The following is a 13,044-nucleotide window of genomic DNA, read 5'->3' as shown; positions in this document are numbered from 1 at the left end:
ATGACCAGTCTGAAAGAACAACACAGCATCACCCGGCAAGCCCTAACGCCGTTGCCGCGATGCTGCCTGGCGGACCTGACCGACCTGCCGCGGGTCGGTTTCCGCGGCGCCCACAGTGCCGAGTACCTGCGCAGCCGTGGCTTCGTCCTGCCGGATGCGCCCAACCGTGCGGTGATTCAAGCCGATGGCAGTCAGGTGGCGCGGCTGTCGCAGACCGAATACCTGCTGCTGGGCAGCCCAGAGGATCAGGGCCAACGAATGGCGGTTGAAGAGGCCCGTTGGGAACTCGATCATCAAGCCAACTATCTGCTGCCTCGTCAGGACAGCCATGCCTGTTTTCAGCTGACGGGGGATCATCTGAGCGAAGTGTTGGCCAAGCTCTGCGGGGTTGATCTGAGCCCGCAGGCGTTCGGCCCGGGAGCGGTGGCCCAGACGTCGGCGGCACGCATCAACGTGATCGTCATCAATTCCGGCACCGTGCAGCAGGCGAGCTTTCACATCCTCTGTGACCGGGCATCGCAGGCGTATTTTCGGGGGGCGTTAGAGGATGCAATGCAGGAGTATTCAGGTCTGGTTACGGCTGTGACAACGCGCTGACTCTGCCGCCCTGCTGGTCATGCATGCTGAGGCGAGATTCCGTTCTGAGCATGCATGGGCAGATGCCGACAGGCCTGAAGTCAACCGTGCAGCGTTTTCGCTGCTGACAGCAAACCGCGGAATTTCTGGTAACGGGCTTGTAACGCGGATTGTTGTTCGACCGCAGGAAAGTACCGCGTTTTGATCGGCATACCCGCCTGCAACAGATCGCAACCGCGCCCGTAAGCCAGGAAACCCAGCTTGGCGGCACCGATGCAGGCGCTGAGTTCGCTGCCGTGCAAGGTATATATTTCCCGCTGCAGAATATTGGCGAGCAACTGCGCCCAATAATCGCTGCGTGCGCCGCCTCCCACCAGTGCGCAATCCTCTACGGCGGCCCCGGCTGACTGCAGCGCATTCATCGCGTCCAGCAGACCGAAGCCGACCCCTTCCATCACCGCATAACCGAGCATCGCTGGCGTGCAGTCATGACCCAGGTTCATGAAGCCGCCGCGCAGCAAAGGATCATTGTGCGGGGTGCGCTCACCGGCGAGATAGGGTAGAAAAAGCGGGTTTGAAAGCGCCACCGATCGATCGATCGGTAGCGACGTCTGCACGTGCTGCAGCAGCGTTTGTTCATCCGCAAAACCCAACAGGCGAGTCACCCAACGCAAGCAACTGGCGCCCGCCAGCATGGCGCCCATGGTGTACCAACGGTGCGGGAGTGCGTGGCAAAAACTGTGCACGGCGCTGGCCGGATTGCCCGCAGGGTGATCGGTGATCGCGACAATCGCGGCGCTGGTGCCCAGGGTAATAAACGCATCGCCGGCATTGATGGCACCAATGCCGACCGCCGAGACGGGATTGTCACCGCCGCCACCGGCGATAACCAACCCTGCGGGCAAGCCCAATCGCATGGCTGCAGAGGCACTCAAGCTTGCACAGGCGGCGCCCCCCTCGACCAGCGCGGGCATCTGACCGGGCTCAAGACCGGTGGCGCGCACCATGGGTTCGAACCAGTCACGCCTGGCCACATCCAGCCATAACGTGCCAGCGGCGTCCGACACGTCGCTGATGCGCTCGCCGCTCAGTCGTAGCCGCAGGTAGTCCTTGGGCGACAAGACGCAGCCAATGGCGTTGAATACCTGCGGCTCATGCTGGTGCAGCCACATCAGCTTCGGCGCCGTCAGTCCCGCCATCGGCAAGCTGCCCGTCACCTCGGCAAAACCGGGGCATTGGCGACCCAGCGCGTCGGCCTGGGTGATGGCGCGGGAGTCATCCCACAGTATCGCCGGGTACAACACACGGTCGTCATCGCCCAACAGCACCGCACCATGCATCTGCCCCGACAACCCAATGCAGCGAATACGCGCATAGGCGTCTGGCTGACTGAGCCGTAATTGATCCAGCGCACTCAGGCAGGCCTGCCACCAGTCTTGCGGGTCTTGCTCGGACCAACCGCTGTGCAGCCGTGAAACCGTCAACCGGGCACCGGCATGGGCCAGCACTGTTCCGCTCTCATCCAGCAATATGGCCTTGAGTTCCGAGGTGCCGAGATCGATCCCGAGCGAGAGGGGACTGCTCATAAACATTCACTTCCATCAGCCGGACTGATCAGAGACAGCCACATGAGTTCCGAATCCGTAGCGTTGGTGCCATGCGTACGGTCTGTTTTTTACGCTCAGGGGATTCAATTCGCTCAAGCAGCAAGGAGACTGCGCGAGCGCCCAACGCCTTGACCGGCTGTGCGATCAACGTCAGGCGAGGGACAAAAAAATCAGCCCAGTCAAAATCATCGAAACCGACCAGCGCCATTTGCCCAGGCACCGCGATGTTCGCATCGCGCAAGGCATGCATGGCGCCAAGGGTCATGAGGTTGTTGGCCGCCATGATCGCTGTCGGTGGCGATTCCAGTGCCAGCAACTGCCGAGTGACTACCCGTGCCGGTTCACTGTTCGATTCACCATTGACCAGCAACACCGGATCAAAGGGCAGCCCCGCCGCCATCAACGCGGCTTGATAACCTTCGATCCGCTCGTCGGTGGTGCTGAATCCCGGGCGACCGGCAATCAACGCAATGCGTCGGTGCCCATGCCCGATCAGATGCGCCACCAGGGCCTGCGACGACTTTATATTTTCAACACCGACCTGATCAAAGCCTTTGGCGACGAGGCGGTCGACCAGCACTGTCGGAATATCATTGGCCTGCAGATAGTCCAGGGCCAGAGGCTGTTGCCCCATCGACGGCGCCAGCAAGATGCCGTCGACACGTCGATGGTGCAGGGCTTTGACGACGCGCAATTCCTGTTCGGGATCGTCGTGGGTATCGACGAACAGCATCATGATGCCGTGCTTGGCGCACTCGGTTTCAATCGCGTGCACCGTCTCGCTGAAGTACTGGTTGGAGAGCGCCGAGATCGCCACGCCAATGGTGTTGGTGGTCGAACGCGCCAACGAACGTGCCAGCGTATTCGGGATGTAGCCGAGTTCCTGGACCGCCATTTCGACCGCACGCGCCGTGGCCGGGCTGACTTTGCGCGTGCCGTTCAAAACGTGCGAAACCGTCGACGTCGATACCTGCGCAATCTTTGCCACATCATCCATCGTTACCACAGCACGCTCTCCACCCCTTCATCGGCTCAATGTTTGCTGGACCAGCCGCTATATGAGCCGACATTATCGCGGGTGATCAGCTTCGGCGTCAGCAAGGTGAGCACGTCGGCAGGCTTCCTGTCGTTGAGAATGTCATTGCCGATCACCACCGCATTCTGCGCCATGGCCCATGGGTCCTGGCTGGCGGACGCCTGGACCGAAGACTCGGTTTTCAGTGCGTTCTCGATGTCCGGCGCGCCGTCCACGGAAGTAATGATGATGCCACTGCGTTTCAGCTGTCTGGCGGCAAGATCGCTGCCGATGGCTTGCGGGTCATTGATGGCGAATAATCCGTCGATTTTCGGGAAGCGCGTCAGATAGCCCTGCATCGCATTCAGCCCGCCTTCACGGGAGCCTTTGGCGTCCTGATCATCGGACAGAACCTTGATGCCGGGCGCGGTGGCAAACGCTGTTTTACAGCCCGTGACCCGGTCGGTTACCGCGGTCACTTGCGGGCCGTTCTGGATGATCACGTTGCCCTTGCCGGACAGCTTGTCGACGATGAACTGACAGGCCAATTTGCCGGCCTCGACGTTGTCGGTCTGCACGGTAGCGTCCACGCCCTTGGCATTCACGTCCACGGCCACTACCACGATCCCGGCCTTGCGGGCTTTCTTGACAGCGGACTCGATGGCCGCCGGATCGACTGCGTTCAGCAGGATCAGGTCGACGCCAGCGGAAATGAAATTGTCGATCTGGGTGAATTGCTTGCTCAGGTCGTAATCGGCCGACACCGACATGACCTTGGCATTCGGGTTCAGCTCAAGCGCCCTGGCCTTGGCACCGTCGGCGAGGGTCACGAAATACGGGTTGCCCAACGAGCCGAGGCTGATGCCCATCGATTTCAGTTCACGGGCCTCGACACCCTGAGACAACAGCGTGACCAGGCACAGGGAGACGACAGCGGGAAACGTGCGTTTGAAGTTCATGATTTCTCTCTTGTGATTATGGATGGCTCTTTTTTGAATCGGTGTACGAGAACAGCGGTTGAATCAGGTTCGTGCACCGGACTGGCGATAACGATCGAGCGCCACCGCACCAATAATGACGAGGCCCTTGATGATGTATTGCCAGATGTCGGACACCCCCAGCAGCACCAGGCCATTGGTCAACACCGCGATGATCAACGCGCCGATCAGGGTTCCACCGATGGTGCCGACGCCGCCGGTAAAGCTGGTTCCGCCGAGGATCACCGCGGCGATGGCATCGAGTTCGTAAGATTGCCCGAGCTGCAGACCATTGGCCGCGAACAGTCGCGAAGCGCTCATCACGGCGCCCAGACCCGCCAGGGCACCGGACAGTGCATAGACGAACAGCAAGACTTTCCACACCTTGATCCCGGACAGGCGCGCCGCTTCCGGGTTGCCACCCACTGAATAGATCTGCACGCCAATCACCGTTCGCCGCAGGATGAACCAGGAGAGGCCGATGACGCATACCGCGATCACCACCAGCCACGGAACACCGAGGATCGAATCGTTGCCGATGAAGGCAAAGGGCAGTTCGGGATTGAATACGGTTTTGTCGTCGGCCAGCAGACGCGCCAACCCGCGCATGGCGGTCAAGGCGCCGAGGGTCACGATAAACGGCGGCAGGCGCATGAAGGCGATCAGCCCACCGTTGACCAGGCCCAGCAACAAGCCGAAGCCGACACCGGCAACGATGCCCAGCATGCCGTATTGCGGCGACATCGACGCCTGCAGCGCCACCACTGCCGAGGCCGCGAGAATCGCCCCCACGGAAAGGTCGATGCCGGCGGTCAGGATCACGAAGGTCATGCCCGCGGCCAGCACCACATTGACCGAGGCCTGCTGGGTAATGATCGACAGGTTCTGCAGGGTCAGGAAGTTTTCGCTCATCAAGGCGAAGCCCACCAGCAACAGCACCAACACCGGCAACATGCCCACCGTGCGCATCAGCTCACGTATCCGTTCGCGCTTGCCGATCGCCATCGCGGTCGCTGGATTATCCAGGGTCAGCCCCATAACGTTCGCCTCCACTTTCTTAGCTTGATGAATGTGCCCCCGGGAATCAGCCATGTGCGGCCACCTGCTCACCACCGGTGGCCAGATCGATAATGGCTTCCTGGGATATTTCGTTGCCGGACGCCCCGCCCACTTCAGCCACTAGCTGGCCTGCGCGCATGATCAGTACGCGGTCGCAGGTCCCGATGATTTCCGGCAGCTCACTGGAGATCACCACGATGCCCACTCCGGCCTTGGCCAGTTCGTTGATGATTCGATAGATTTCCGATTTGGAACCGATGTCCACGCCACGGGTGGGCTCATCGAGGATCAGCACATGGGGTTTGACTTCCAGCAGTCGCGCCAGCAGCACCTTCTGCTGATTACCACCAGACAACGTCCCGACGCTGACCTTGCCCGAGGCGACCCGGATCGACAGCGACTTGATGGCGGCGCCAGCCCGTTGCGCGCCACGATCACGGTCGAGCACGCCGCCGACATGGGCATCGGGGACGCAGGCACAGACGTTGATGTTGTCGCTCACGCTCATGTCCAGAAACAGGCCCTGAGCCTTGCGGTCTTCGGTGAGGTACACCACACCGGCACGAATCGCATCGGTCGGATTGCGCAGTTGCGTCAACGCCTTGCCTGCCACTTCCAGCGTGCCGGAGCTGCGCGGGTCGGCAGCAAAAATCAGCCGTGCCAGTTCGGTACGGCCAGCACCTACCAAACCGGCGATACCCAGCACTTCACCGGCATGCAGATCGAAACTGCAGTTGCGCACGCGCTTGCCGTCAGACATGTCGCGCACTCGCATCACCACGGCTCCCGGATCGTAGGCGGCGTGTTGTTTTTTGTAGAAGCCGCCAAGGTCACGCCCCACCATCATCTTGACCAGCACCTCGGCGGACAGGGCGTCGCGCTCCAGCATGCCGACGTACTCGCCATCACGCAGCACCGACACGCGATCCGACAGCTCGTATATCTCGGCCATTCGATGGCTGATGTAGATAATCGCCAAGCCCTGGGCGCGCAGCTGTTTGATCAATGCAAACAAGCGATCCGTCTCGCGCGATGACAATGGCGTCGTAGGCTCGTCCATCACCAGTATTTTCGCGTGGGCATGCAAGGCGCGGGCAATTTCCACCAACTGGCGTTCGGCGATTGAAAGCGTACTCACCCTGGTCGTGGGTTTGAACCCGGCACCCAGCCGCGTCAACACCTCAAGACAACCGGCCTCCATCGACTTGCGGTCGATGGTCCAGCCACGCCGCAGTTCGCGGCCGAGGTAGATGTTTTCGGCCACGCTCAAATTCGGGCACAGGCTCAATTCCTGATAGATGACAGCGATGCCATGCGCTTTGGAGGTGCCTGGGTTGTAGGTCGCGACGCGCTGCCCCTCGATGCGGATTTCACCCCCGTCATCGGCCTGATAGGCACCGGACAGAATCTTCATCAAGGTCGACTTGCCGGCGCCGTTCTCACCCATCAAGGCGTGGATTTCACCCGCATAGACTTTCAGGCCAACACTTTTCAGCACGCGTAGCCCATTGAAGGTCTTGGAGATCCCTTGCATTTCCAGAAGCGGAATTGGCGCCGAGTCGAGGCTCATGGATGAGCCCTCACATCAGCTGTCGACGTGGTTTTTTGAACGAAACGAAAGAGAAGGTGGATTATCTGGCCAGACAAGATGTCCATTTTTATCCCTGAGCTTTTTTTGTTTTTCTTCTTGGGTCACTGCCGATAATGGCGCCTCGGGTGACCTGATCGAAAAGGACTCTAGTCAGATAAATTTGTTTACGCAAGCGCTTGCGCATGCAATTTTTTGCTAGATGAAACGTTTCATTAAGCAACAATCTGCGTGAAAGGCTTTTGGCTCGAGGTTTGAAAAAGAGCTGGATTCCGCCCAGATTCAAGGTCGGTTGTGCCGCGGGCCCGGTGACCATGATCAGCGGTATGTTCTGATCCAGTTCACGAATCGTTTGCAACAGGCTTACACCGCCGGCATCAGGTGGATGGAGTCGGCCATTACCATCTGATAGTCACTCTGCTGCCAGGTATGCAAGGCGCCGGTAACATCGCCAACGCAATCGATTTTCGCAAGCGGGCGGATACGCAACACCAACTGCTTCAACAGCACCCATCCATTGTTTGAGCGCGTCTGAAGGGAAAGAAAAACTTTTCTTTGGACGAAAAAAAAGGACCTCTTTTCAGAGGTCCATTTTTTAATGCTTGGAGCGGGAAACGAGACTGAAATCCGTGCTCTTTCTCCTTGAAAATATTGAATTTTTTATGAATTCAACACTTTCGATGTACTGGAGGAAGTACATGTTTTTGAGCTTGCAAAGCATTAATTTTTTACAAATTGCTTCGGACACTGGTAACTCAGCATCGCCCTCCTCCAGTCCGTTCGATGGGCAGTTAGATCCCGCTGCTCGACTGCCTCAACGGATACGTTGAACCAGCGCGACCGTCAGGAACCCCCTGCCGCCGATGACTTAAGACCCTTACTCGGTCACACCAACGATGTGCTCAGGTGCAGGCTCGGCATTACTGATCGGCGCGTTGAGCAGCAGGAAGTACGCCAGGGCCGAACACAGCGCCACCACCGCACTGATCATGAACGCGGTATTGAACGAACCCGAGTACTGGATGCTGAAGCCGGTGACGATCGGCGCGACGGAACCGGCGATGTAGCCGCCGAAGTTCTGGATCGAACCAAACGAGGCCACCCGGCGGCTGTCGACGATGGTATTGACGATCATCCAGGCCGTGGCGCTGGCCATGTTGATGCTGAACAGCGCCAGGCACAGCAGGATAATGCAACCGGTAAGACCCGTGACATACGACAGCGGCAAGGTGAAGAGCGCAGCCAGCACCAGGCCCGTGATCACGCCGAATTTGCGGCTGGCCAGGATGCTCATGCCACGGCGCACCAACCTGTCGCAGAAGCGCCCGGCGACGATGGTGCCCACCGCGCCGAAGCCATAGGCCAACGACACCAGCCAGGCGGTCTTGTACAGGTTCATGCCATGCTCGCGCTCGAAGTAACCGGGCAGCCAGGTCAGGTGCAGCCACAGCATGTAGATCACGCCCATGAAGCCCAGGACTGCACCCCAGGTGCTGCGGTGCTTGAACAGGTCGAGCCAGCCGGCAAAGTAGGAGACCTTCGGTGCCTGCGAATTGGCCGCTTGCACTTGGGGCTTTTTCTCGGTCGGCAATGGTTTGCCTTCAGCCGCGAGCTCGGCCAGGTACTGCGCCTTGCTCTTGTAGAAGGTCAACCAGCACACGGCCAGGACGATACCAAGCGCACCGGTAATGATGAACATGCCGCGCCAGCCGAAGTTGACCATGAACAGTGTCAGCAAGGGCGGCGCCAGGCATGGGCCCAGACAGGTCGACGACCAGACGATCCCGGTCGGCGTGCCGCGCTCGTTGGCATCGAACCATTCGGACAGGGCCTTGGCCGCCGAGGGGAACATAGGTGCCTCGCCAATCCCCAGCAACACGCGCAGGCCCATGAAGCCGGCAAAGCTGTTGACCATGCCGAACGTCGACTGAGCCACCGACCAGGCCAGCAATGAGGCGCCCAGGGCGATCTTGCTGCCCAGGCGGTCGATGATCAGGCCCATCGGCAACTGCGCAAAGGCGTAGGCGATGGAGAAGGCCGACAACAGAATGCCCATCTGCGAGGGGCTGATCATCATGTCCTTCTGGATCGAGGTATTGGCGATCGACAGCGCACTACGGTCCAGGTAGTTGACCATGCCGATCAACAGCAAGAAGACAACGGTGATGCTTTGATACTTCTTCAGTGGGTTCATCTGATGGCCTTTATTATTGTTATTGCAGCGGTTTCAATGCCGGGGCGATCCTTCAACCGATGGCACACTCATCCCTGGGGTATAACGAAAAAAATCAGGGCTGGCGTGCCGTCACGGCCGCCTCGAGCAGGCCACGCCGACTCAGGCTGTCAATCAGCGAGCGCAAGCCGAAGTCCCACTGCGGCGCCTGGTCGCTGGTGGTCACACGGTTGCTCAGGGTGCCCAGTTGCGCGTTGCTGATGGCCACCATGTCGCCCAGCTTGTGGGTGAAACCGTTGCCCGGCTGGTCTCGATCCTGTTTGGGGGCGAACAGGGTACCGAGAAACAGCACCAGGCCGTCGGGATATTGATGGTTTTCATTGAGGGTCTGCTGGACCAGGTCGAGCGGGTCGCGGCTGATCTGGCGCATGGAACTGCGGCCTTCCAGGATGAAACCGTCCTGGCCTTCGACGCGCAAATCCACTTCCGCATTACGCACGTCATCCAGGTTGAAAGTCTCGTCGAACAGGCGCAGCAATGGCCCAAGCGAGGTGGAGGCGTTGTTGTCCTTGGCCTTGGACAGCAGCAAGGCGCTGCGCCCTTCGAAGTCGCGCAGGTTGACGTCGTTGCCGAGCATGGCACCCTGAATGTTACCGTTGCTCGACACCGCCAGCACCACTTCCGGTTCCGGGTTGTTCCAGCTCGACTTGGGGTGAATGCCGATGTCGGCGCCGTGGCCGACCGCCGACATCGGCTGGGCCTTGGTGAAGACTTCGGCGTCCGGGCCGATGCCCACTTCCAGATACTGGGACCACAGGCCCTGCTCCACCAGCACCTTGCGCAAGGCTTCGGCCTGGGCCGAGCCTGGGACGATTTGCGAAAGGTCGGCGCCAATGCGGCTGGCCAGGGTGTCGCGGATCGCGTCGGCCTTGGCCGGATCACCCTTGGCCTGCTCTTCGACCACACGCTCCAGCAGGCTGGCGGCGAAAGTCACGCCAGCGGCCTTGACCGCTTGCAGGTCGATTGGCGCCAGCAGCCATGGCAAGTTTTCATCGCGCAGGCTCGGGTCGCTGTTGTCCAGCAACGCGGGCAACTCAATCAGGGCCTGGGTCAAGGGTAATGCACGCAGATACGCCACAGGGTCAGCCACTTCAAGCAAGGCCGAGACCGTCGCCACATGGGCACTGATATCGTGCACGGCGCCGGCCTGGACCAGCACCACTGCCGGCCCCTGGCCGGGCAACCAGACGCGTCCGACCCAGCTGCCGGTATTGAATACGGCGGCGTTGTTGCTCAACTGCAGCGGTGCTTGTGCTCTCGATACGTTTGTCATGTCCGCACTCTTGTTGTCGTGTTCAGTCATTGAGAAAGTGCTGGCAGCTGCAACTGCCCGGCGGTCTGATTGAGTTCGTCGACCACCTTCTGCGACAGGCTCACGCCGTCGAGCAGGGCTTGCTCGCGCAGCTTCAGGCCGGCCTGGCCAGGCAAGCGCACCGGGCGCTCGGGGTCTACCGGACGGCTGGCCAGGATCAGCTTGCTCAGGAACGAACTTTCGTCGGTGAAGGCTTCCAGCCCGCCGAAGAAGCGCGGGTCAATCACCACGGCCGTGGCCGAGGCGCCCCACTGGTCCGGAGCGTCCTTGCGCCCATGGCCGGCCAACCCCGAGGTCAGGGCTTCGACCAGAATGGCCAGGGCAAAACCTTTGTGGCCGAAGGCCTGGCCGCCCAGGGGCAGAATGCTGCCCGGCGGAGTGGTAAAGAAGTCGGCCGGGTCGTTGCTCAGTTGACCCTCATTGCTCATCAGCACCGGGTGCGGCAGTGTGCTGCCAGCATCGCGGCACTGGCCGATCAGGCCCAGGGTTACGGTGGACATGCTCACATCCAGCAGAATCGGCTCGCCCCGGGTCGGGATACCGGCGGCAATCGGGTTGGGCGTGTAGATCGGGTCGATCCCGCCATGGGCGCACACCAGTCCCACCGACGGGTCCGAGGAGTACACCATCGCCACCAGGCCACGGTCAGTGAAGGGCTTCAGGTAAGCGGCCAGGCAACCGATGTGCGAGGCACGGCGCACCACGGCGATGCCGATGCCCTGCTCCGTGGCGCCCTTGGCCGCGCAGTCCAGGGCGCGGCTGACACAATAAGGGCCGAGCACATAGTGGCCGTCGAACAGGGCGGAAATGCCGCTGTCCGAGACCTGCTCGAGCAACTGGGCACTGGCCTTGACCTGCCCTGTCAGCATGCCGCCGATGTAGCGGCTCACCAGGTTGAGGCCGTGGGTGCGATGGCCCAGCAGCTCACCTTCGAGCAGCACCCGGGTCACCACCTGGGCGACCTCGACATCGGCACCGGCCTTTTCGAACAGTTGCTCGACGAACGTGGTGAGCGTTTGTGCGTCGTAGCGTTTGGCGTCAGTCATGCTTGCTGCTCCGTGATCAATCCAAGGTCGCTGTGCTGTGCTTGCCATCGACCAGGCGCTGTATGCCCAGTGGGTTGGCGTTCTTCAAGGCATCGGGCAGAAACGCATCGGGCACGTTCTGGTAGCACACCGGACGCAGGAAGCGATCGATAGCCAGCGTACCGACCGAGGTGCCGCGGGCATCGGAAGTAGCCGGGTATGGGCCACCGTGGACCATGGCATCGCACACCTCGACACCGGTCGGGTAGCCGTTGAGCAGCACTCGACCGACCTTCACTTCCAGCGCGCCGAACAGTTGACCGAATGCGGCCAGGTCATCGTTGTCGGCCAGCAGCGTGGCCGTGAGCTGACCACGCAAGGCGCCGACGGCGCGTAACAATTCAGCCTCGTCCGCCACCTGGACGACCACTGTGCAAGGGCCGAAGACCTCTTCCTGCAGCAGCTCATCCTGTTCCAGCAACAGGCTGATGTCGGCCTCGAACAGCTGTGGCTGCGCCTGGTTGCCCGTTTGCGCCAGGCCGCTCAAGCGTTTGATGCCCGGGTGAGCAAGCAACGCCTGCAAGCCTTTCCCGTAGCTGTTCAAGGTGCCGGCATTGAGCATGGTCTGCGGCGCCTGCTCGGCCATATGCCCGGTCAAGCGCTCAATAAAGGTGCTGAACGCCGGTGAGCGAATACCCAGCACCAGGCCAGGATTGGTGCAGAACTGGCCACAGCCCTGCACCACCGAGGCGGTCAGTTCCTTTGCCATCTGCGCGCCGCGGTTGGCCAGGGCCTGTGGCAAGACCACCACCGGATTGATGCTCGACATCTCGGCAAACACCGGGATCGGTTGCGGCCGAGCGGCCGCCATGTCGCACAGGGCACGGCCGCCCTTCAGCGAGCCGGTAAAGCCCACCGCCTGGATGCCCGGGTGCTTGACCAGCGCCTCGCCGACGCCGGCACCGAAGATCATGTTAAACACGCCGGCCGGCATGCCGGTGCGCTCGGCGGCGCGGATCAGCGCTTCGGCCACCCGCTCGGCCGTGGCCATGTGGCCGCTATGGGCCTTGAAGACCACCGGACAACCAGCGGCCAGGGCGGCGGCGGTATCACCTCCGGCCGTGGAGAACGCCAGGGGAAAGTTGCTGGCACCAAATACCGCCACCGGGCCGACACCGATGCGGTACTGGCGCAAGTCAGTGCGCGGCAAGGGCGTGCGTGCCGGCAGTTCCTGGTCGATGCGTGCACCATAGAAGTCGCCACGGCGCAGTACTTGGGCAAACAGGCGCATCTGGCCACTGGTACGACCGCGCTCACCCTGAATACGGGCGCTCGGCAGCGCCGTTTCCTGGCAGGTCAATGCGATAAAATCCTCGCCCAGGGCGTCGAGCTCGTCGGCGATGGCTTCAAGAAATTCCGCCCGGCGTACCGCCGACAGGTTGCGAAACAGTGGGAATGCCGCGCTGGCAGCCGCCACCGCCGTATCGACCTCCGCCAGGGTAGCCTGATGGAAAGCGCCTGGCAGTCGTTCGCCGGTAAAGGCGTCGACGCTGAAGACCAGGGTGTCGCCCAGGGCGCTGCGCTGCCCCGCGATAAAGTTGTATCCGGAAACTTGCATGTGCTTTTCGCCTCGTGAATGTTTGCAGGGCTGT

The 13,044-nt window shown here is 61.1% G+C and carries 12 protein-coding genes; 1 reads left to right on the top strand and 11 read right to left on the bottom strand.

The features are described 5' to 3' along the window. Positions 1-597, top strand: a complete 597-nt coding sequence (locus tag ACYZT5_RS05325) for a sarcosine oxidase subunit gamma (RefSeq protein WP_462050131.1) — start codon at positions 1-3, stop codon at positions 595-597. A gap of 80 nt (positions 598-677) precedes the next feature. On the opposite strand, the gene xylB is transcribed toward ACYZT5_RS05325, so the two are convergent. From xylB to ACYZT5_RS05270, 11 genes are all read right to left on the bottom strand, one after another. Further along, positions 678-2,162 (bottom strand): xylulokinase, encoded by a 1,485-nt coding sequence (gene xylB, locus ACYZT5_RS05320; RefSeq protein ID WP_462050130.1) that lies wholly within the window; start codon positions 2,160-2,162, stop codon positions 678-680. Positions 2,163-2,190: 28 nt separating this feature from the next. Further along, positions 2,191-3,189 carry a LacI family DNA-binding transcriptional regulator gene (locus tag ACYZT5_RS05315; protein WP_462050129.1) on the bottom strand — a complete coding sequence of 333 codons (999 nt, stop codon included), beginning with the start codon at positions 3,187-3,189 and terminating at the stop codon, positions 2,191-2,193. Between the two features lie 26 nt (positions 3,190-3,215). Further along, the gene (locus ACYZT5_RS05310; protein WP_462050128.1) at positions 3,216-4,157 is read right to left on the bottom strand and encodes an ABC transporter substrate-binding protein; all 942 of its coding nucleotides are present in this window, start codon (positions 4,155-4,157) and stop codon (positions 3,216-3,218) included. A gap of 63 nt (positions 4,158-4,220) precedes the next feature. Further along, entirely contained in the window at positions 4,221-5,213 is a 993-nt protein-coding gene (locus ACYZT5_RS05305) for an ABC transporter permease subunit (protein ID WP_462005785.1), read from the bottom strand. A 46-nt stretch (positions 5,214-5,259) separates the two neighbouring features. Next, positions 5,260-6,804 (bottom strand): sugar ABC transporter ATP-binding protein, encoded by a 1,545-nt coding sequence (locus ACYZT5_RS05300; protein ID WP_462050127.1) that lies wholly within the window; start codon positions 6,802-6,804, stop codon positions 5,260-5,262. 88 nt (positions 6,805-6,892) lie between these two features. After that, positions 6,893-7,180 carry a hypothetical protein gene (locus ACYZT5_RS05295; protein ID WP_462050126.1) on the bottom strand — a complete coding sequence of 96 codons (288 nt, stop codon included), beginning with the start codon at positions 7,178-7,180 and terminating at the stop codon, positions 6,893-6,895. A gap of 5 nt (positions 7,181-7,185) precedes the next feature. Then, complete coding sequence (locus ACYZT5_RS05290; protein WP_462050125.1) at positions 7,186-7,326, bottom strand: hypothetical protein; 141 nt, start codon at positions 7,324-7,326, stop codon at positions 7,186-7,188. Between the two features lie 373 nt (positions 7,327-7,699). Then, on the bottom strand, positions 7,700-9,016 hold the full coding sequence (locus tag ACYZT5_RS05285; protein WP_462050124.1) for an MFS transporter: 1,317 nt from the start codon (positions 9,014-9,016) through the stop codon (positions 7,700-7,702). 94 nt (positions 9,017-9,110) lie between these two features. Next, positions 9,111-10,328, bottom strand: a complete 1,218-nt coding sequence (locus ACYZT5_RS05280) for a fumarylacetoacetate hydrolase family protein (RefSeq protein ID WP_462050123.1) — start codon at positions 10,326-10,328, stop codon at positions 9,111-9,113. A gap of 26 nt (positions 10,329-10,354) precedes the next feature. Then, on the bottom strand, positions 10,355-11,413 hold the full coding sequence (locus ACYZT5_RS05275) for an Ldh family oxidoreductase (protein ID WP_462050122.1): 1,059 nt from the start codon (positions 11,411-11,413) through the stop codon (positions 10,355-10,357). 16 nt (positions 11,414-11,429) lie between these two features. Beyond that, positions 11,430-13,010, bottom strand: a complete 1,581-nt coding sequence (locus ACYZT5_RS05270; RefSeq protein ID WP_462050121.1) for an aldehyde dehydrogenase (NADP(+)) — start codon at positions 13,008-13,010, stop codon at positions 11,430-11,432. Positions 13,011-13,044 lie beyond the last annotated feature (34 nt).

The sequence above is a fragment of the Pseudomonas sp. LB3P14 genome, assembly GCF_054898045.1.
The sequence above is the reverse complement of the archived record's forward strand: the minus strand, read 5'-3'. Positions and strand labels throughout refer to the sequence as shown.

Coding starts and splice junctions, on each gene's coding strand:
- ACYZT5_RS05300 (WP_462050127.1), bottom strand. CDS start 6,804: ATGAGCCTCGACTCGGCGCCAATTCCGCTTCTGGAAATGCAAGGGATC.
- ACYZT5_RS05310 (WP_462050128.1), bottom strand. CDS start 4,157: ATGAACTTCAAACGCACGTTTCCCGCTGTCGTCTCCCTGTGCCTGGTC.
- ACYZT5_RS05285 (WP_462050124.1), bottom strand. CDS start 9,016: ATGAACCCACTGAAGAAGTATCAAAGCATCACCGTTGTCTTCTTGCTG.
- ACYZT5_RS05325 (WP_462050131.1), top strand. CDS start 1: ATGACCAGTCTGAAAGAACAACACAGCATCACCCGGCAAGCCCTAACG.
- xylB (WP_462050130.1), bottom strand. CDS start 2,162: ATGAGCAGTCCCCTCTCGCTCGGGATCGATCTCGGCACCTCGGAACTC.
- ACYZT5_RS05280 (WP_462050123.1), bottom strand. CDS start 10,328: ATGACAAACGTATCGAGAGCACAAGCACCGCTGCAGTTGAGCAACAAC.
- ACYZT5_RS05275 (WP_462050122.1), bottom strand. CDS start 11,413: ATGACTGACGCCAAACGCTACGACGCACAAACGCTCACCACGTTCGTC.
- ACYZT5_RS05305 (WP_462005785.1), bottom strand. CDS start 5,213: ATGGGGCTGACCCTGGATAATCCAGCGACCGCGATGGCGATCGGCAAG.
- ACYZT5_RS05270 (WP_462050121.1), bottom strand. CDS start 13,010: ATGCAAGTTTCCGGATACAACTTTATCGCGGGGCAGCGCAGCGCCCTG.